Origin of the sequence: Parasedimentitalea huanghaiensis, from assembly GCF_009753675.1 — a bacterium.
GTDB classification, from domain to species: domain Bacteria; phylum Pseudomonadota; class Alphaproteobacteria; order Rhodobacterales; family Rhodobacteraceae; genus Parasedimentitalea; species Parasedimentitalea huanghaiensis.
This window is the reverse complement of sequence record NZ_WQLV01000021.1, coordinates 1-21,436: the sequence shown is the minus strand read 5'-3', so window position 1 is coordinate 21,436 and position 21,436 is coordinate 1. Positions and strand designations below refer to the sequence as shown.

The following is a 21,436-nucleotide window of genomic DNA, read 5'->3' as shown; positions in this document are numbered from 1 at the left end:
TGCAGTTCGGTCACAGTCATACCATTGTACCGCCAGTTTCAAACTGGGGCATCTCTGATCAGCAGTTTTGACACATCTCATTGCAGAGACAATTCCGCTTGGGTGGGTGAAATCGTTCAGGGACACAGTTGAAATCTCGCAAAGCTTTCTGCAGAGGCACCAAGTGCTGCGAGGAATTCGACATCTACCTTTTCACTGTCTTCCCCCAAAGCCGTCTTGTTGAAGGCACGAATACCGCGACGTGTGTTTGGCCCGGCCGCGCCATCTGGGCGTCCCACGTTCAAACCGTTTTGGTTCAATAGATCCTGAACATTTAAAACCAACCCCGGGTCAAACCCATCGATTTCCCCGCAATAGGCCTGTGGCATTGTTGTTTGCAAAGCCGCTGCGGGCATTTCACGTAGGGTTCGAAAGTTGTTTGAATCTGCATAAGCACGCACGTATTTTAGCAACACGCTGCGATGCCTGAATTCGCGAAACCCAGCCCCAGGTCCAAGCACGTCAACTGCGACGGCAACGTCCCAAACCGGACTGTTATCAGGGATGTCGGTATATGACATTTCCACTTGCCCAAACTGCGCGAGGCCGGATGATATTCCGCAGTCGCCTTCAACGCAGATATGTGAATACCAGGTATTGTTGGCGACACTTTTTGCCCCTGCGCAGATGAAGTTATTGCCGGGAATAAACGTAATAAAGGAACTGCCATCGGTTTGGAGGTTGGCCAGCAAAATCGGGTTCATCTTTGAATATTCGCTCAGGTAGATTGTAGCGCAATGCGCGAAGATCTGACGACGGGTTAGATTTGAGATGCCCTGATCGCGTCCCAACACAAAAATGCGCTGAGTTGAAAGCTCTAAAGGTGACAGCCTATACATCTGTTCTGGGGGGGTATTGTACATGCGTTGCAGGAAGTTTGCGCCAACCCCGACCTTCAAAAGGAAGGTTGTTGCTGCAGTTACGGTTTCATTTACAACGCCTACAATTTGTTTGACCACGTCGTCGGAATAGCTGCCGTCTTGAAGTTCAAAGTAGGGGCGATGAACGCCAAATTTGGCTGTCTCATGAACATATCGGCGCGGAAAGAAGAAGCCCTCGTAATTAGTGAACCCTCCCAAAAACGTGAGCGAACAGGCCGACTCACAAATCGCATCTTTTTCTATCAACGTCGAAAAATTCTGTTCCGAAATGTAGACGCCCATTTTGATTGCTTCGGCCAGGTGACCACCTGGGCTGTTCAGTGAAATGGTGTTGTTTGACGGACATTGGTTTTCACGAGAGCAAACAGAAAACCCTGTGGCCTGTACAAGCGCTTTTAACCGTTCGGTGTCTCCGGGATTGATCGATCCAGAAATTTTGATCACCCTAGAACTTTGAAGAGTTGGCCAGGCCATTTGAAGGTGCATCATCTCATAAGACCCGCCCCCTTCGCCAAGGTACATCCCGTCTTCTTCGTTCCAGCCTTCGCCGGATGGGCGTTGGTAAGCAGATTCTATTGCCGGGGTTTGCCTAGCGAATTTGAACTCGTAACTCCCTGCCCAAGCGGGATTTACGGCGTTGTTGTCGCCAAGGTCCAACAGCGTGTAGTCTGGACCGAAGACAGGATTAACGGCCAACAGCTCTATGTCTGCGGCAACTGCACCTAAACTCCAACCTAAGGACAGTGCTGCCGCATAAAGGATCCGTTTGAAACACATGAGGACGGGAAATTTTTTCAATTTTTGTGGTCCTTTAATCCAGAGATGTATCAAAAAATCACTGTGTTGATCTATGATTAAGCCTGTTGGCTCTAAAAACTAAAATGAGGCTGGCAAACTTGTTCTGTCAATCCTTCACCCATCCAGCTTACTTTTTCGATCATATTTTAGTGCCTATTTGTCAGGTTTGTGCGGGAAAGAGCGTTTGGAACTCACCTCAACCGTATTTCTGAAATCGCTGTGTCAGCCCATTTTGCGCCGGGGTATACAGACTGTATTTCGAGCATGATCCAATTGACCGGATCGCGTCCATCGAGCGGAACACTTTGCCATTCGCTCGTATCTTGGAGGAAAACCCTTTGCCATCCTTGACTGCTGTCACTTAGCTGCATGGATTCTACACGGCCGTTATTCTTGAAGGTGCTGTGAGACTTCGCATATCCGTTGATGAACTCAATACTGGAAACTTGGGTTGGTTTTTCAAATTCCAGAAGCAGACGAAGGCCAGTTCCGTGTCCTTTTACGCCTTCGACCCAGGCAGTCCGATCCGAACGGTCGGTCATGTTGTGTGGCCAGTAGCTGTTCCCTGATTGAGACGGTAAAACTGATTCAACACATATCCGTGCATATTTGACCGTACTGCCACCAGATACGCATTGCGCCCAGTTGACATTTGGCTGTGGCAGATGTGTGGGCCGACTGGGTGCATCGCTTTCTACAACAACAGTTGCTGAGGAACTTGTCAGTGTTGCGGCTTTTGCCTTAGCCAGCCCGGCATATACTTTGCACTCCGCATAGACTTCGGCGAAATGATTTAAGACATCGACATCATTGACAGCTTTAACATCGGCCCAGACGGCTTGTGCCTCGCTGCAGTCAGCCGTGACAATTGGACGTGCTATGGGTTGGGTGATGGCTACCGCGGGCGCATCGCTTTCGCAGGATTGGGACAGGCAAAGCTTACCGTTTATTTGATCGTAGTAGGCAGGATTCTGTTGGTGGCTATTGTAGCTGAGCGCCGCCTGCGCAGTTTCCAGTTGCGCCGCGTTGATGGCATCTTCCAGGTACATGCCTGCCCTCAGGCGGGGCAGGAAATGTCGTGTAAAGACAGAAAGTGTCTGGCTGGCATCATCCGTACTCAGTCGATCAAGAGATTCCTCGCCAGAACCGGCAGAGAATATTAGAAACGCGCCCTGCGGTGCCCGCTCGACCGACAATCCGCGGGTCATACCTATGCTTTTGGTGCCATCGCTGCCGAAGATGTTGTTGCGGCAAGCATCAATGATCGCAACTTGTACCGAAGCGCCTGCCTGCCGGATTTGATCAACGATGCCATCCAGCCCATTTTGCAGGGGGATCGACATCAACCGCATACGTCGTTCTGATCCCTGCATTGTAACATCGGTTGGCAACAGGAAATTCGTCTTTCCGTCCGACCATCCATGACCAGAATAGACGAATACAGCGGTGTCCCCTGGTCTGATCTGGTCGAGAAAATCGACCAAAGCAAATTCCATGTCGCTACGGTTCAGGTCTTTCAAAGACGTCACATCAAAGCCGAGTTCGGCAAATACACGGGCATAAGCTTCGGCGTCCGCAATCGTGTTTTGTAGCGGCGCTAATGTGCTGTAAGCAGCGTTGCCGACAATCAAGGCGTATCGGTTCCCGGCCAGCACCGGAGCGGACAGCAACATTACAAAGAGGGCTGCCCACTGCGTGGTTCTCAAGCAAGCGGTTGCAAAATCGCGTTTCGACACTGTTCTTCCGTCTCCTTTACGAGGTCCCGTCTACGCTAGTGTGATCATGGGGTGACATTGAAAGTCACAGCATTGAGCGCGCTGGTGCCTGCACTTTTTTCAACTTGGCTGACAACTTCTATCGAAAGCCCTTTAGTCAGTGGTTGATAACGATCCTGCGCTCTGCGTATTGCGTCGGCTGCATTGATACGCTGCTCCCCAAGCCCATCTTCACGACAGAAAGCCAGCATAGTTTCGCCTTTACCAGGTGAAGTAAAACGCAGCACCAGTCCCGAAGTTGGGTCAGGAATGCGCCGTACTTCGCCCGCTTCTAGAAAACGTGCTCCAAGGATCTCCTGCGGCAAATCTTCGACAGTGTTACCTTCTTCCACATAAAGGATTTGTAGTTCGCACCGGCGGTTAGAAGAAACATCAAAGACCAGCAGGTCGCCAACTTGCGTATTTACCTTGGGTACCGATAGCGACAACGTCAAAGCTTGTCCCGCTGTTGGTTCTGGTACGGTAAGCGGGCGGAATGAGTTGTCTGCGGGAACAAATGCCTGTTGGTCGGAGTATGTGGCTTGGGACAACGCACTGACTAAGGTTTCGGCGCTGCCACTATAGTTTGCCGAAATAGGTGCTTCCTGGCTATCCAGCGCAGACATACGGGTTACTCGAGGCAGCATGTTGGCCCAATGCTCTGCTATTTCAGCACGGGTTACAAAGAGTCCAGCATCCAACCGTTGCTTCCAAGTATCGGCTACTTGACGGAGCTCGGGATCGGCGATGCCCTTAATGCGCTTGGAAAAAGTTTCGGGATCCATGAAAAACTCGCGCGCGACCTGTTCTTCTCCCAAGTTTTCAAAGTAGAGATCAGCCAAGTAAGTGACAATTTCCCCTCCGCCTGCTGAGACAGGTGCGCGTAGCGATACGGGGCGACCGTCGGGGCTAGGTTCTGTTGCGCCTAGCTCATGCAAGGACGCAATAAAACGACCCGCATCGGTGCTAAAGGCAGCATCAACTTCTTCTTGGGGGCGATACATGTTCAGAAGGGCGTCACGCTGCTGCAAACTGAAAGAGCTATTGGTCTCGATGAACTGGCGCAATTGGTCACGCTTGGCGATGATGCCGTTGCTATGACAATCAAAACAAGATCGGGCATTGACGATTTCAACACCTTTGCCGATTGGCTTGGTGCGGAACGAGACAATTGAGGTCGGTCCAACGGTTAATCGGCGTCCTTCGTGAGTGGAGAGATAATATCCCTGCATGCCATTGGCGAGCGAGAAAATCATTTCGCCACCGTCATGCTCAAACCCCTGAGTTCCCGAAGACAACCCTGGCACCAGTGCCGGACCGTCTGGGTGCTGGATCAAAGAGTGCCTGCCAGCGTCTCCACCAAAGTCATAAGACTTCCAGTAGTAGCCGTCACGCGCGAGACTGTGCCGTTCGAGCATTCGGTTGAAATCAGATACCCCAGAGGCGCCGCTAACAAAGCCGGTACGCAAGACGCTCCCGCGCTGAATAGCGCCGTCTACATTCACTCCCATGCGAGTCTCGAGATCCCGAATGTCTCCGGGAAGCCGCAGTAACAGGTCGTAATAGGGTGATTGGGATGCGTGGCGTACAAACCATTCCGCCCGCAAAATGGGCACCGTAGACCCAGTCATCCCAGAGACTGTATTCAGGATTGCTTGGCTGTTGGGAGCCACTGCAAAAGGATAGGCTTCGGCCAGATCGGCCCAAGCTTCGGGGGTGAAACCAGCTTCAGCCGATCCTGTGGTGTAGGCAGCGGTGGTTAATGCCTGCCAGTCTTTGGTTGTCCAGCCATAGTCACGTATGTCGACCCGCACAAGCGCGCCGTCGGTGTCATTTACCGGCTGTATCTGCATCAAGCTGTTTTCGCGTGAGACCGAGTTAATGAACTTGTTGAGCCCCGCGTGTAAATAGGTCATCGGATTGCGCAGTGCGCCTTCCAGATTGCAATCCACTTCTGGCAGCGGGATGTTGGCAAAGCTCATGTAGCGGATAAAGGGCCGATCTAGCTCGTTGATACCCAGAAGATCCTGTGAAGCAGCAAAAACCTGCTCTTCTAACGTGCCGCCTGCAAACCGTGGCAGGATTGGCGTTTCTGTCTCGGCCGTCTGAACCGTCGTGGGCAGAGCGGGAGTGGGAACATTGGCCAAAGCTTCGATCCAATCCGCCACTTTTTGCAGTTCGGACGGGGTCAGTTTTGAGCGGATCGGCATTCGGTTTGACGCAACCGATTCATAAAGCGGCGATGCCTTAGGATTGCCGGGGAGAACCACGGCAGGATCTCGCGCAATATCGCGAAGGTCGCCGGTGAAAAAGGCGCTTTGAAACGTTTGTCCCGGGCCATGGCAGTTGCGGCAGTGAGTCTCGACCAGACCGTCTACCTCTGCCTGCAACGCCGGGCTCACACCTGCGTTTGAAGCGGGAACCGGTGCGTTGGCTAGGTCTGAAGAAATTTCATCTTTGGCTTCACAATAAGCATTGACCCGGCCCATCAGGGCGTCGGCACCGGTCATATCCTCGACTTGTACTGGTTCGATGGCTTCCTCTACACTGGTGTCGTTAGGCTCGGGCGGTAGGGTCGAAATATCCAGTGGTGCGCCGGTCAAATAAGCATAGATAGCAGCGCGATCTTTGATCGGTAGCCCACTCATCTGGGCCGAAATGCGACGCATTCGGGGGTCGGTCATTGGGTCGCCGTTGAGTTTTAGGCCCTGTCTTAGGGCGCCGGTGACAAAGGCCTCGGGGGGGTAAGTACTCAGTCGTCTGCCTGTGATATTCGGTGCATAGCCCCCCAGTAAACCGCTTTCGCCTTCAAAGGCGTGGTCCTGATCTCGGTCGTTTTTAAAACCAATGCCATTCAGCCGAGGGGTGTGGCATTCAGCGCAATACCCCAAGGCTTCAACCAGATATTGGCCGCGCGCCAGTTGCGGGTCGTTTTGCATGTCGAGCGGAACCGGGGTTGTGGTCCATCCATCCAGCACCCAGGCGTTGGCAAAATTAACTTCATGTGGTTTTGAGGCTGCGTCTGACGTACTCAGGCTTGCCATATAGCCGCGCATATCCAGCGCATCTTCGGGGCGCATGTAGGCGTAGGAGGCAAAGGGGAAAACCGCTCCATAATACATACCACCATCAGGCTTTTGACCTAACATGACGGCGTTCAGGAACTGGTCGTTGCTCCAGTTTCCGATGCCATGGTCTGTGTCAGTGGTAATGTTAGGGCTGTAAAGCGTGCCGAATTTGGTTTCGATTTTCTGACCACCGGCCAGAATCGACGGGTCGCCATCGACACCATGGCAACTGGCGCAATTGGCGGCCAGAAAGACGGCTTCACCATTTTCAAGGTTAGGTTCATAGCTGGCGAAGTCACCGTTAGCAAAGCTATCGCTGGCAGCGTTCAGAGTTTGGGCACTTAATGTCTGTGGCAGCAGGACGGCCAGTGTGGCGGTAAGGCCGATGGCAAATGTCTTCATCGGAATTCGAACCTTTCAAAGTGAATGGATTTCGGCGCTTTGCCAAGCGTGGCGAGCCCCTTTAGCAGTGCCCGGCGCAGCGATGCAGGCCCGCAGAACCAAAAGCTCGCGCCTTTGGGGTCAGCGGTGGCGGCAAGGGTTTCAGCATTCAACCGCCCATGTTCCGTTGAAATGTGTAGATGCACGCGGAACCGTGGCACCCTTTGGGAGACGGCCTGCAATCTGTCAAACCCTACGGCTTCGTCACGGGTGCGCACGCAGTAAAAAAGGTCGATCTCGTCCCCATCATCTTCTGTCAGTGCATCAGCCAGCGCCAGGAACGGGGTGATGCCAATACCGCCCGCCAGCCAGATCTGATTGTGGCCGGGTTTTCTGGCTCCAGTAAAACGGCCGTAGCCACCCAGCAGCCAGGCTCGGTCACCGGGCTGCAGCGTTTCACGCAGGCGCTGAGTGAAATCTCCCGATGGCTTGATCGAGAATTCGATGTCATTGTCCTCGGCATCCGAAGAAATGGTGAAAGGATGTGGCTCTCGCAGGCCTTTGCGGCCAAAGGATAGTAAGGCAAATTGCCCAGGTTTGTGGCGCAACGACCGTCCCTCGGGGGTCAGCCGGACAATAGTGGCAGAAGGTGCGCTCGTGACGGTGGTCACCCGGTAACGCCGTCGTTTCAGTAAAGGTGCAGCCTGACTGAAGAGGAAACAAACCAGCGCTATCAGCCCCATCCAGGTTAGGTAAGTTGAGATAAGGGCGGAGTTGTTAAATGGCAGTCTAACAAAAAACTGGTGAAACACAGCGACTGCAAAAATCCCGCCCATCAAACGGTGGCTCCACCGCCATAGGGAATAGGGCAGCTCAAATTTGACATAGGGAATCCGCTTTACCACGCTGATCAATCCCAATGCCAGCAGCAGTGGATAGACCAATTCCCCAGCCTCAGCCGCCAATTTCGACAGCCCACTGGTGGCACCGCGCCCTTTCACTTCGATTCCGATGGCTTCGTGAATAAACACAAAGACCAATGCCAGAACCCCAGTCCATTTATGCAGCCAGTAAAGCTTATCTAGGCCGCCTAGATGGCGTTCAAACACTGCAGGCCGTGCTGCAAGTATCAAGTTTAGGCTCATGAGACTGTAGGCGCACACTCCGGCGGACAACGCCAAAAAATTTGATCCGCTCAGGTGGCCAGCCGCATCAAACAATAAAACGATCGGAGCCAACAGAAAAATTGAGATTATTAAGGTTAGTATCACATGAACCCCAGCTAGAATTTTGCAGGCCCCAACGAAGAGAAATACGCCTTTTCTCCCTGCGTGAATACCACCGTCGTCTTTCGTTTCAGGTCGCCCGGAGACAAACAATACCGATGGCGAACAGACGAAGCCAAGCGAACTTCTATTATCGGTACATCAAGACCATTTCGTTTTCAAATAATATGATGATTTGTTGCATCTTTTGGGGGCTAGCTAGTTCATTAAAGTAGTCAACCGGATGTTCTTGAGAGCTTGTGCCCTTGTTTGGAGGGAACCTGCAAACCATTGGCAAGCAGCTAGAAACTAGCGGCATTGACGAATTTGTAGAGTGGGCCCGAGGTATAAACTCGCTCGACCCATTTCAATATAGCTGAGTTTTGTACCATTCGTCTCTTAGGCTTGTGTCTACCAGTATTGACGGATCATTAGAAAAGCAGAACAGGTTGCCAGACTTAGAGTTTCTCCAGCAGTCTATGTAACTGGTCATATCTTGCTTACCCGGGAAGAATTTCTGGGCAATCCAATCTTGTACAGCCTGAGCATCGTAACGAACAATTTGATGCCCATTGATCTCGCGATTGTTCTTGATCACGGTTTTAGCGCCAGAAGGCCATGCAAAGACCTCTAGTCGCGTTGGCTCAAGATCCATATCGACAGACAGTTTGCGCTCCATCTTGCAGTCCTCATCATCTGCAAGCGCGCCCCGACCGTCGCTTAGCTTTATGACAAAACACCGGCCATCAAATGTAAGACTGACTTGCTCAACCCGGTTCGGTCTGAACTCTACATCCATGTCATTTGTGCGCGCCAAGGACCGAATGGGGGTTTCTGCGTGGTGAAAAACAAATGGTGGGAAGTCTTCATAAGCGTCACCCATTGAGACCCCAACAGCCTGGCGTAGTAACGGATCCTCCCAGTCAGGCATGTGCCTACGGAAAAACACCTCACACCCGGTGGCGTTTACTTCCCGAAACCCCGAGTCCATCTGGCCGGTGTACTCAAACACTTCGCCGTCCGACTCCAAGCTCTCCTGGATCTCAAACTTAACGAACGAAAATGTCGCTTGTGGATTGATCAGTTCGTCAAAGAAACGCAGATGACCGTTCAAGCAAGCTTGTAACATCGACAGCTTGGACAGTTCTTCATGTGAAATCGTCGGGTAGACATCAATATTCCAACGGGCGGCTTTGCCCACCGTATCCACATAGAGCATTTGATGAGAAGGCGTCGCGAGCATCTCGATTAAAAGGGAGCGGGGAAACTCTTGCGCAGGCATGAGTTGTAGGATTTCGGAATGACCTTTGGTTGCAAGATTGTAAGCCTTGGTGACAGTGTTTCCATCGTACTGCCCCTGAGGCACGGTCAAAGCTGTGGTATGAAACCCAAGCTGTCCAAGCGGATGCAGTTTACGGTCGGAATGGTCACCACGGTCATCTTCATCATTCCGGCGCCCGCCCATAAAGGCCAGTGCGCAAGCGGACTCACACCGTGCCCTTTTCGCAATAGCCGTCCCGGTGGTTTTTTCAATCAGTAGCCGGGCCAGGTTTACGCCTTCGAGCAATGACCCTCCGGGGCTGTCCAAGCAAAGCCGCTTACCATAAATGGTACTCTGAGTTTCTAGAATGGTTCGGACTTTGTCTGCATCACCATTTTCAAGAGTTCCACGAAGCGTGCCAAAGCAGTGCATTTCGGGCACCTCTGCCAGTTCGATCTCAGCAGAGTTCGCCAGTCCGGGCGTGAACAACCCACAAAATGCCAAGGGCGCAATAAAGGCGCCAAGAGAAGAAAGTGAAGATATCCGTGCCATAAATCTAACTCTCACATTCAGTGCCAACCGCCTCAAAGGCCTTTTAGCCTAACAGCTCTTCAGATAATTGCATGGTTTGTCAATCTAGGTGTGAGTGAGCTGGCTGGGTCTTGCTTTTGGCCCGTCATATCGATTGCGGAAGCATAGGTTGCGGCCGGTTCCGCAGGGGAAACCCAAGGGCTGGTGTGATTGAGGTGGAGTTGAAATTTTCAAAAGAGTGCGTCGGCGCTTGGCTATTGAGCGAGCCAAAAAGGTGGCTTTGCGATCGTTAGGTGTAGCGGTCACTAGTCAGACGTTGACTTCAAATCGAAAGCCGTTCCAACAACCAATCACGAAACAGCACCGCAGGCCGCGAGCTTTCGTCAGCCGACAGATAATAACCTTCGTTGCCCGGGATTGAGGCTGAATGCGCGCGGATAAGTTGGTTCTTTTGAAGTGCATGATCTGCCAAAAGTTCACTGACTAGGGCAACGCCATTGCCTTGCACAGCTAGGTTCAGTGCCATGCCATATGAATCTACAAAAAACTCTGGATGAACCCCACCGCCATGTGTTTCGGCCCAAGCCTTCCATCCACTGGACGTACCGACAGCTTCGATCAACGGAAGGTTTTCAATGTTTCCATGTAGCGTAGGTGATTTTAAAGCGATCAATCTGCTTGGCGTCAGGAGTTCGGCGTTCTTGCCGACATGTTTCTGCGATCCGAAGCGAATTTCTACATCTGCCTGCGCCGAATGAAAATCGTCCGGCCAGGTGGCGCTGAGAATCCGCAGATGAATGTCCGGGTGACGCTTGGTGAAATGCGGTAGGTATGGCGCAATGACCCATTGGGCTACGCTGACCGATGTTGCAACGGTCAGGAAGTTTTCTGGTGTGCCTACATCAAATGGGTCAGTTGCGGCGGCAAGAGCGTCCAACGCGGCCGCGACTTGCGGCAACAACCTGCGCCCATCATCTGTCAGCGACAATCCCCGCGCCTGGCGGATAAACAATGCAACGCGAAGACGGACTTCTAGTGATTTCACCTGTTGGCTAACGGCCGATTGCGTCAACCCAATCTCTTCAGCGGCTGCTGTAAAGCTCAAGTTGCGCGCTGCGGCTTCAAAGGCACGAAACCACGTGAGCGGTGGAAGAGATTTTGCCATTGGTCAAGCTGCCCATTAGTATTGCTAATGCCTTTGCACATAAATCATTCGTTTGTCTCAAAAACAAGCTGATCCGATAGTCGCGTTGCAGCGAACAGGAGAATGATCATGCATCCCGACATCCGAAAAATCGTGACCTATGACGAAGAGGTTTTGGTTGAAGGTTTTCGTAAAGCCGACACACCGTGGCGCATGTTTGCGGTTGCAGCTGTGGTTCGAAACCCTTGGGCGGGGCGATATGTTGAAGATCTGAAGCCTGAAATTCAGGCCTATGGACCGGTTCTGGGCGAGATGATGACCGACCGGATGATCCGCTTGGCAGGGAGTGGCGATGCTATCGAGGCCTATGGAAAAGCAGCGGTTGTTGGGTTGAATGGCGAGGTTGAGCATGCCTCGGGGCTCATCCACACACTGCGGTTCGGAAATCACTATCGCGAGGCGGTGGGGGCGAAATCCTATCTGGCTTTTACAAATACCCGTGGCCCAGCAAATGCACCGATCATGGTACCCTTGATGGACAAAAACGATGCGGGTCGACGCTCGCATTACCTGACGATCCAGTTTTCGATCCCGGATGCTCCACGCGACGACGAAATCATCGTTGTACTTGGCGCCGCGACAGGAGGCCGCCCGCATCACCGTATTGGTGACCGGTATCAAGATCTGAAGGATTTGGGACATGACATCGACAACCCAGCATCGGTTTGATCTGGGTGATCTGTCCTATGTCACCTCGGGTAACGGCCCACTGGTTGTGCTCATCCATGGGGTCGGCTTACGGGCCGATGCCTGGCGTGGACAGATAGATACCCTCTCAACCGAATTCACAGTGATGGCCACCGATATGCCCGGGCATGGCGCCAGCGCGGCGCCCGTTGCCGACATGACATTGGCCGACTATAGCAATGCCATCACCTCAACCCTGCCTGAACCGGCATTGGTTGTTGGCCATTCGATGGGGGCCATGATCGCGCTTGATATGGCTATCCGTTTTCCGGATCGGGTACGTGGTGTCGCGGCGTTGAATGCGATTTACAAGCGCTCAACTGCTGCGCGGGATGCGGTAATGGAACGGGCGGCAAGCCTTGATGGACGTGCAATGGTCGATCCCAACGTAACTCTTGAACGCTGGTTTGGGGCTGCGCTGACACCAGAACGGGAAGCCTGCGGTAGCTGGCTGCAAGATGTCGACCCTGCTGGGTACGCAATGGCCTATCGGGTGTTCGCAAGAGAGGACGGCCCAAGCGACCAGCAACTCAGGTCTCTGCCTTGCCCGGCTCTTTTTGTCACTGGCAGTGAAGAACCAAACTCAACCCCGAATATGTCGCGCAGTATGGCGGAACTTGCCCCGCAGGGTCGAGCTATCGTGGTCGACGGCGCGGCCCACATGATGCCGATGACCCACGCAAGACAGGTGAACACAGCCCTTCAGGAGTTTGCACGGGAGGTTTTACAATGAGTACAATAGATACACGCGCCCTGCGTGCCGCCTTTGGCAGCTTCATGACCGGGGTCACAGTTGTGACCGCGCGCAGCGCAGACGGAGCACCCGTTGGGTTTGCCGCCAATTCTTTTGCCTCAGTCTCACTGGACCCACCGTTGCTGCTGGTCTGCCCGGGCAAGTTTCTGTCGAGCTATGACAGCTTTGCCAATTGCACTCATTTTGCAGTGAACGTTCTGGCAGAAGGACAAGAAGAGGTCTCGAACACGTTTTCCAGCTTCAAGGGGGACCGTTTTGCGCAGGTTGCACACCATTTTGATCCAAATGGCGTCCCGCTGATTGATGGTGCGATTGCGCAATTTTCCTGCACCACCTACCAAAGCCTGCCCGCTGGGGATCACTGCATTCTGATTGGACAGGTTCAGGACTATACCCACATGGGCGCGCCCGGGCTCGGCTACGTGGGGGGGCAATATTTCAGCCTTGGGGTGGAACGCGCGGCGCTGGACGACACGCTGGAAACAGCAGTCTGTGGCGCGATAATCAAAGACGCTGGCCACGTGTTGCTGGAACAAACATCGCATGGGTTCCGCCCTCCGCAAATTACCAGCACGGATCGCGGCCAGATGCGTCGACATCTATGCGAAAACCTCGAAGCGCGCGGCGTAAATCTCCGGCTGGAACAGGCCTATTCAGTGTTTGACGACCGCAAATCGGGAACACATTTTGCCTATTTCCTTGCAACCAGTACCTCTGTCCCGTCGGGCGATACACTAAAGGCAGTACCCATTCAGGACTTGGCTGGGCTGTCCTACAGCTCACCCGCCATAGCGCAGATGATGGCACGCTTCGCCTTGGAAGCGCGCACCGGAGGCTTCGCTCTGTATCTCGGTGACGCCCAGCGAGGCGATGTTCATCCCTCATCAAAAAGGATCTGACCAATGGAGTTTTCACTCTTTGCCCATATGGAACGTCTCACCCCGGATCAGCCCCATGATGTGCTGCACAATGAATTCATCAGCCTGTGCAAAATGGCCGACGACGGTGGGATGCGGGCGGTTTGGACCGGTGAACACCACGGAATGGAATTTACCATAGCCCCAAACCCATTGTTGACGCTCGTTGATTTGGCGCATCACACCAAAAACATACGGCTTGGTACGGGAACGGTAATTGCGCCGTTCTGGCATCCGATCAAGCTGGCCGGCGAAACGGCTGCCGCAGATGTAATGACAGGTGGGCGGATCGAACTGGGGATCGCACGCGGTGCATATTCCTATGAATACGAACGCATGATGCCAGGCATGGATGCCTGGGAAGCAGGGCAGCGCATGCGTGAATCCACGCCTTTACTACAACAGCTGTGGGCCGGTGACTGCGCCCACGACGGAGAGTTCTACAGTTTTCCCTCAACCACCTCGGCCCCCAAACCGCTGCAAGAAAACGGGCCGCCCATTTGGCTTGCCGCACGAGACCCCAACAGCCACGAATTTGGTGTGCAAAACGGATTTAACATCCAGGTTACGCCGATGTGGCAAGGCATGGCCGAGGTTGAAACTCTGATGCAGCGGTTCAACGCGGCCTGCGAGACGCACAATGGCAAGCGCCCGAAAATCATGTTGCTGCAACACACCTTTGTCGGCGCAGACGACGCGGATGTGGCAAAGGCTGCCCAGGAATTTTCGCGCTTCTATTCGTATTTTGGGGCCTGGTTCCAGAATAAGCGTCCTGTGCAGCAGGGATTGATCGAACCTCTGTCGGACGACGAAGTCGCTGCCAACACCATGATGGCACCGGAAAATATGCGCCGTGATCTGAACATGGGTACCTCAGGTGAAGTTATAGATCGGCTCAAGCGGTATGAAGACCTTGGCTATGATGAGTTTTCGTTCTGGATAGACAGCGGCATGAGCTTTGAGCGCAAACGGGATTCGCTGGCGCGCTTCATCAATGATGTCATGCCTGCGTTTAAGTGAGGGACAAAATGGGACAAAATCCGCATTACCAACTTTTCATCGACGGCGCGCGGTCCGAGGGCAGCACCGGCCAGGTCATGACCACCGATAACCCGGCAACCGGGGACGAATGGGCAACTTTCGCCTGCGCCGCACCTGCGGATGTCGAACGTGCGATTTCTGCGGCTCGGCGGGTTCTGGATGAACCCAAATGGCGGGATATGACCCAAACACAACGCGGTAAACTGTTGTATCGATTGGCGGACCTCATCGAAGAGAATGCCGACCATATAGGACGGGTGGAAACCACCGACAGTGGCAAGCTGCTGGCTGAAACTGTTGGACAAACACGCTATGTCGCGGACTACTATCGCTATTACGCTGGGCTTGCGGATAAGGTTGAAGGTGCCGTTCTGCCCATCGACAAGCCGGACATGCATGTTTTCACCAAACGCGAACCCATCGGCGTCGTCGTTGCGATCGTTCCGTGGAACGCTCAGATGTTCCTGACGGCAACCAAGTTGGGACCGGCACTTGCGGCTGGCTGTTCGGTGGTTCTAAAAGCATCAGAAATCGCACCTGCACCGATGTTTGAGTTTGCCTGCCTTTGTGAAAGGGCCGGATTTCCACCCGGCGTTGTATCGGTCATCACCGGAGATGCCGAAAACTGTGCGATCCCGCTAACTCGTCACCCGGATGTTGACCGAATTGCCTTTACCGGCGGGCCGGACACTGCGCGCCACGTGGTCCGCAATTCGGCAGAAAACTTTGCTGTCACAACACTGGAATTGGGTGGAAAATCGCCAATCCTGGTGTTTGAGGATGCCGATTTGGATGGCGCCGCAAATGGCTTGATTGCCGGAAATTTTGGTGCCTCGGGTCAAAGCTGCGTGGCCGGATCACGCGGCTTGATCCACCGCCCAGTTTTTGAAGAACTGGTTCAAAAGATCGCTGACAAAGCAGCCCAGATCAGGGTCGGTGACCCGTTGGTCGCAGACACCCATGTCGGGCCGTTATGCACCACCGCACAGATCACCCGGATTGAAGAAACTTTGGCAACCGCAGTTGCTCAGGGCGCACGTATTCGGTTTGGCGGTGCCCCGCTTGACCAACCAGGAAACTATATGGCCCCGACCCTTGTGGAATGTAGCGATCTTGAGACCGAAACGCTCAAGGTTGAGATGTTTGGCCCAGTGATGTCACTGATCCCCTTTGATACCGAAGAAGAGGCTATCGCAATTGCAAATGGCACGCCCTTTGGTCTCGGATCGGGTGTGTTCACCCAGAACCTTGCCCGCGCCCACCGCGTGTCGTCGCGCATCAAAGCTGGTATTTGTTGGATTAACACGTATCGGGCGGTCTCTCCGATCGCCCCGTTTGGCGGCGTCAACCAATCGGGATATGGGCGCGAAGCTGGGATTGAGGCGGTCCAAGACTACACTAGGACCAAAACAATCTGGATCAGCACGTCCGACGAGCCGATGGCCAACCCGTTTGTGATGCGCTGACATGAAAGATAGAGTTTGTTGATCCACAATCCTTGAGGGAGCGCTTGGGGCCGCCGTCGACATTTAATTGCATGTGAAGGAACCAGTGACCACATCTTGCAAAGTTAGGATCTCGAGACGTCCGGGTAGGGCGCAAGCTGCAGTTCTCAATTCCTGCCACCAATTTCAGGCCAAGAGGTGTGAGTAAAGTAATCGTAGCGATGGTCTTGTTCGATTGAACTGAAACTGCCAGGACACGTTGCCCACTTCCGCTTTGAAATTGTTCCTGGATCATCTTGCAACGCTGAGTGGGCAGTTGATCGTTTGCAACTACTTTGCTCTGACATTTGACGATCCAACACTCTAGATGGAGTGAGCCAGCTGGATTATTGAAGCTTTTTGTCCCAGGATGTTGAGCGCTGAGGCACTGCGGTCCCAGCTATGCTGGCCAACCCGCATTTCAAAACGCCGTGCAGGCGTTGTTTGACCCATAAATATACGTGAGAAAACCGCGCGTCCATCAAGTCTCATAACGTCATCGTAAAAAATGTTCGCCTTCTTGGGATAGTTTGAATAGTTAACAAAATGTTAATATTTCAAAATCTGATTTTTTAAGGCAACAAATGAAGAGCATGACTGAAAAACCAGCATTTCGGCAGCATTTCAATCTGTCCAGTGTTGAGGCAGCGGTTTTTTCAGTTTCAAGCCCTCTGGAGGTAGACCAAAGTCGGCACTGTCTTAGATCGCTACTTAGTACAACGGCACTTTTGGCGGTGATGGCTATTGGGGGCTCTGGTGCTCAAGCCCAGCAGTATTGGGATGGCGCTGATACAACGTCGGGAAATGGAGCTCCCTCAGGCGGGACCGCAACTTGGGATGCAGGTTCAACTAATTGGACGAATGATTCATCTGGGACAACCAATCAGGCTTGGGCAAGTGGAGGCGCCGTTTTTGGCGGCGCAGCAGGAACCGTAACTGTATCCGGCACCCAGACTGTGACTGGAATGACGTTTGACACAGGTGGCTATACAGTTACCGGCGGCACATTGGCGGTTGGAGGCTCAACTATTGACGGTGGGGCTGGAACAACAACGATTTCGTCAACGCTGACCGGCGCTACTGTGACCAAGGTTGGCACCGGCAATCTGACCATTTCCGGGACAAGTAACCTCACCGGTACGTTTATGGTTGCCGAAGGCGGCGTGATTTTAGGTGCAGGTGCCTTGGGGGGGGGCTGGCAAATCTGGATGTTCAGGACAATGTTGGACCCTCTATGGGTTCCCAGGTAACCCTTGATCTGGGTGGCAACGCAGTCACTACAACCAATTTCATTGTAAATGGTGTCGGTAGCACAGAACTCAGCAATGGGACTGTATCCTTGTCCGGTACTGGTCAGATTGGTGTAGGTACAATCAGTGCAAACATTACGGGTACAGGCAACCTGCTTAAAACGGGATCGGGAACGGGGTATCTGTCCGGGACCAATACCTATTCCGGTAATACAACGGTCGAGAAGAATACCCTGTCTTTACTGGCTGGGTCTTCGATCACATCGACAACTGTGAACATTGGGTCTGGAACATCAAACTCCACTCCAACCCTGATTGCAGCGGCAAGTACGCTTGCATCTGGTACGAACATGACCATCGACTCGAGTGGCGGGGTCGGAGGTGAATTCCGCAATGAAGGCAGCAATACCATAGCAACACTGAATGATGATGCTGGTTCGACAACCAGACTCAACAGTGGAACGCTGACAATCACCGGTGGCGGAACCGTTGCGGGCGTAGTTGCAGGATCTGCAAACCTAACCAACAATGGCGGCACTCTAACGCTCAGCAATACGGCCAACACGGCAACCGGGACACTGACAAACACTGCTGGCACCGTGAACCTTGCTGACTGGTCGGGGTCGATCAGTAACAGTGCATCAACCAATCTGACCGGCAGTATGACCCTGGGGGGAACGGTCACCAACAACAGCGGTGCCACCCTAGCCAATACATCAGGCGGCGCAATTGTCGTTGGTGGGGTAACAACATTCACCAGCGCTGGAACTGTTACAGGCGCCACAGGCCTGACGATCAATGCTACAAATGTCACCTATCAGGACGGCCATTCTGAAGCGGGCACCGTTGACATCAATGTGGCGACGGGCGGTTCACTGACAGAAGAGCGTACTGGAAACCAAAACTTCAATGGCAGTGTTGATTACAATGTAGCCACCGGAGGGGCCGCAAATTTCACCGCAACGTCAGGGTTGACCACGACTGGCACGCTGACCCATGGCAGTTCCGGCACCTTCACTGTGGCAAACAATCAAACTGTATCGGCTGCCACCATCAACCTGAATTCTGGCACAGCCACCATTGGAGATGGCGCAACTCTGCAGGGGACTGGCAATACGATGAACATCGCTGTCGCCACGGCTGTCGGGGCTGGTGCTACGTTGACTGACGCTAATGATATCAACATTTTGGCCGCGGGAAGCGCAACCTTTGCTGGTGCAGGAACGCTATCTGCCAATACTGACGGGGCTGGCGCCGAAGGAATTACCATTGATGGTACACTGAACGTGACTGGAGGGGGAACTGTCACTGCGACAGTTGGGGGCGCAGGCTCCATTGTTACCCAGGGTACCGGCATCATTAATGTCTCCAACGCTGGGTCTCATCTGGATGCCTCTGGGGAAGCCATTGCAAACAACAGCACTGCAGCAACCGGTGTCAATGTAGGCGCGGGGGTGCAATTAACGGCTGCCAGCATCACAAATGGTACTGGCGCCACATTGTTAAATGCAGGAACTGTCACCGCAAATGTATCCAACACAACAGCAACCAGCACACTGACCACTACCGGTACCATCACCGGAGATGTGACTAACACTCTTGGCACCGTAAATGCTGGAGGCGTGATATCTGGAACGGTCACTCAGAACAGCGGAATCTTCTCGCTGACCTCTGGCCTATCAGCAGGAGCCCTGAGAGGAGCCGGAGATATTGGCAACGGAGGATCGCTACTGACACTTGCGGGCGATGCAGATGCAACAGGTGAGACGGCAACCTATAGCGGGGCGATATCCGGTGCTGGCGGCCTGACATTAAATGTTGGTGAGGATACCCAAGTTCTGTCGGGCACAAACTCCTATACCGGGACTACAACAATCACAAGCGGGACGCTGGAGCTGTCCGGCGGATTTGCGATTGCAGACACCGGTGAGATTGCCAATGCAGGTACATTGCTGGTGTCCACAGCGGAAACTATCGGGGCACTGAACGGTGCAGGTGCTGTGACGTTGAACGCAACGCTGACCACCGGAGACGCCGGAGGCGACACTGTCTCTGGAAACATCACCGGTGCTGGAGGTCTAACTAAGACGGGAGCTGGGACACTCACACTGTCGGGGACAAATGATTACACCGGCACAACAACCGTCAGTGCGGGTATACTGGAACTTTCCGGTGGCGCTGCGTTTGCAGATACGGGTGAGATCGCCAACGCAGGTACATTGCTGGTGTCCACAGCGGAAACCATCGGGGCTCTGAATGGTGCTGGTGCGGTGACGCTGAACGCAATGTTGACCACCGGTGACGCCGGAGATGACGCAATCTCGGGAATTATTTCTGGCAGTGGCGGGTTAACCAAGCAAGGAGCAGGTAACTTGGTTTTGTCCGGTGTGAATATTTACACCGGCACGACAACAGTTTCTTCTGGCCATTTGCAAATTGATCAGTCGCTGACTGGTGGCGCCGTCGTAGATGCCGGGGCATTTTTGACCAACAATGGCACGATTTCAGGCAGTGTTACCAACAACGGGACGGTTACTTCGACCAGCGCAATTTTCGGTGGATTTACAAACACCTCCACGTTTAACGCATCCGGGTCGACGGTGGTGAATGGCGCATTTTCCAACTCGGGAACCACCTCGATGCTAAATGGTGCAACCGGAGATACCATTACGGTCAATGGAAATATGTCTGGGGGAGGGCAGCTAGATTTAGATGTCAATTATGCGACGAATACCGGTGATACCCTGCTGGTAAATGGTTCCACCTCAGGGACGACAACTGTATCTTTGAATAGTCTGACCACAGACAACCCCGCCGTTGGCAGTGAGCTTACGCTCGTAACTGTCACCGGCTCTGGGACAGCCGATAATTTTGTTCTGGCGGGTGGCCCTCTGGTGTCTGGGATCTATTCATATGACTTGGCTTATTCGAGTGGCGCATGGGCGCTAAGCGGTCAGCTCAACTCTATGGGTGAGGCGTATGAGACTGCGCCTATTGCAGTCGGAGAGCTCTTATACCTGCCCACATTTGAACAACGGCGTGGCCAAGCAAGAAACCTGGCAGCGTCAGCTGCAGGAAAAAGTCTAGTTGGTGGTTCATGGGGACGCGTGTTTGCCAACAAATTTGAAGCAGACCTGGGAACAAGCACCAGTGGGACTGCGGTCGCGGCAAACATCGGTGGTTTCCAAGCAGGCTATGATCACGTCGTGCCCAGCGGTCAAAATGGAACTTGGATATTAGGCCTCACAGGGCAAGCCGGAACGGTTGGTAGCACGACTTCCAATTCCAGCAGAGATGCAAAGAGCCTGGCACTGGGTGCGACTGCGACTTGGTTTGGGAATGACGGGTGGTACGCCGACGGGCAATTGCAATTCAGCTTCCTAGAGAGCAATTTCTCGGCTCAGGGCACTGAACTGGCGCAAAACGAAAAAGGATATGGGGTTGGACTCAGCGCCGAAGTTGGGAAAAGAATTTCTCTGTCGTCATCCAGTGCTATTGTTCCTCATGCTCAGATCAGCTGGACGCACCTCGATGGAGGCACTTTTACCGACACTAGAGGCAATTCAGTTTCAATGGAGAACATCCGTTCAAAGAGAGGCCGGTTGGGGTTAGCTTACGAATATTTTGATCCGTCCAAAAACACCAAACTTTATGCCGTGGGAAGTATTCTTCGTGATTTTTCAAGTAATAAGTCTGTTGTGATCAACGGTGTTTCTCTAAAAGTTGGTGAATTGGGAACATGGGCGGAATTTGGTATCGGTGTATCAAAATACTGGAGCCCAAACAAAAAATTCTTCACTGAAATTTCGTCTCGCCATTCACTGAGCGGCGAGAGTGGGTCCAACTTCGGTATTACTGCCGGAATCGAATTTAGAATGTAAGCGGCCCCCCCCAGTTTTGTTCTGGGCAACAGAACGTGTCTAACCCGTGTTCAAAATTCGGATAGCTCAGTACGCTAGATTCCGGCGCCCATCTTGTTGGGCGCCGTTCGAACTTTGGTGAGGGCGCCGAAAGAAGGCGGTCCAACAATCGCTTGTCTCTCTATTTGGACCTGTCGCGGTTTGATGCCGCTCCTTTGATAGCATTTACTGCAACAAAGGAGACTGACTATGGGACTGAAG

13 protein-coding genes are annotated in these 21,436 nt (G+C 53.2%); 7 read left to right on the top strand and 6 right to left on the bottom strand.

The features are described from left to right. Nucleotides 1-116: 116 nt before the first annotated feature. From GO984_RS21715 to GO984_RS21690, 6 genes are all read right to left on the bottom strand, one after another. Nucleotides 117-1,697 (bottom strand): hypothetical protein, encoded by a 1,581-nt coding sequence (locus GO984_RS21715; protein WP_157024651.1) that lies wholly within the window; start codon nt 1,695-1,697, stop codon nt 117-119. 212 nt (nt 1,698-1,909) lie between these two features. After that, a complete protein-coding gene (locus tag GO984_RS21710; protein ID WP_157024650.1) occupies nt 1,910-3,424 on the bottom strand; it encodes a caspase family protein in 1,515 nt (504 codons plus the stop codon). A 74-nt stretch (nt 3,425-3,498) separates the two neighbouring features. Continuing rightward, entirely contained in the window at nt 3,499-6,942 is a 3,444-nt protein-coding gene (locus tag GO984_RS21705) for a c-type cytochrome (protein WP_157024649.1), read from the bottom strand. Beyond that, nucleotides 6,939-8,084, bottom strand: coding sequence for a ferredoxin reductase family protein (locus GO984_RS21700; protein WP_342448123.1), 1,146 nt, complete (start codon nt 8,082-8,084; stop codon nt 6,939-6,941). The genes GO984_RS21705 and GO984_RS21700 overlap by 4 nt, the downstream gene beginning before the upstream one ends. Before the next feature lie 469 nt (nt 8,085-8,553). Then, a complete protein-coding gene (locus GO984_RS21695) occupies nt 8,554-9,999 on the bottom strand; it encodes a COG3904 family protein (protein ID WP_157024647.1) in 1,446 nt (481 codons plus the stop codon). Nucleotides 10,000-10,300: 301 nt separating this feature from the next. Then, nucleotides 10,301-11,143, bottom strand: a complete 843-nt coding sequence (locus tag GO984_RS21690; RefSeq protein ID WP_157024646.1) for a LysR family transcriptional regulator — start codon at nt 11,141-11,143, stop codon at nt 10,301-10,303. Between the two features lie 108 nt (nt 11,144-11,251). Between GO984_RS21690 and GO984_RS21685 the strand changes: the two genes are divergently transcribed. The 7 genes from GO984_RS21685 to GO984_RS21650 all read left to right on the top strand — a co-directional run bounded on the left by GO984_RS21685 (nt 11,252) and on the right by GO984_RS21650 (nt 21,196). After that, on the top strand, nt 11,252-11,851 hold the full coding sequence (locus GO984_RS21685; RefSeq protein ID WP_157024645.1) for an amino acid synthesis family protein: 600 nt from the start codon (nt 11,252-11,254) through the stop codon (nt 11,849-11,851). Continuing rightward, nucleotides 11,823-12,602, top strand: a complete 780-nt coding sequence (locus GO984_RS21680) for an alpha/beta fold hydrolase (RefSeq protein ID WP_157024644.1) — start codon at nt 11,823-11,825, stop codon at nt 12,600-12,602. Before GO984_RS21685 ends, GO984_RS21680 begins: the two co-directional genes overlap by 29 nt. Then, complete coding sequence (locus tag GO984_RS21675) at nt 12,599-13,522, top strand: flavin reductase family protein (protein ID WP_157024643.1); 924 nt, start codon at nt 12,599-12,601, stop codon at nt 13,520-13,522. The genes GO984_RS21680 and GO984_RS21675 overlap by 4 nt, the downstream gene beginning before the upstream one ends. Before the next feature lie 3 nt (nt 13,523-13,525). Further along, entirely contained in the window at nt 13,526-14,560 is a 1,035-nt protein-coding gene (locus tag GO984_RS21670) for an LLM class flavin-dependent oxidoreductase (protein ID WP_157024642.1), read from the top strand. An 8-nt stretch (nt 14,561-14,568) separates the two neighbouring features. Further along, nucleotides 14,569-16,047, top strand: coding sequence for an aldehyde dehydrogenase (locus GO984_RS21665; RefSeq protein ID WP_157024641.1), 1,479 nt, complete (start codon nt 14,569-14,571; stop codon nt 16,045-16,047). A gap of 611 nt (nt 16,048-16,658) precedes the next feature. Then, nucleotides 16,659-17,315, top strand: coding sequence for a hypothetical protein (locus GO984_RS21655; RefSeq protein ID WP_157024640.1), 657 nt, complete (start codon nt 16,659-16,661; stop codon nt 17,313-17,315). Further along, complete coding sequence (locus GO984_RS21650; RefSeq protein WP_157024639.1) at nt 17,300-21,196, top strand: autotransporter outer membrane beta-barrel domain-containing protein; 3,897 nt, start codon at nt 17,300-17,302, stop codon at nt 21,194-21,196. Before GO984_RS21655 ends, GO984_RS21650 begins: the two co-directional genes overlap by 16 nt. Nucleotides 21,197-21,436: the final 240 nt, after the last annotated feature.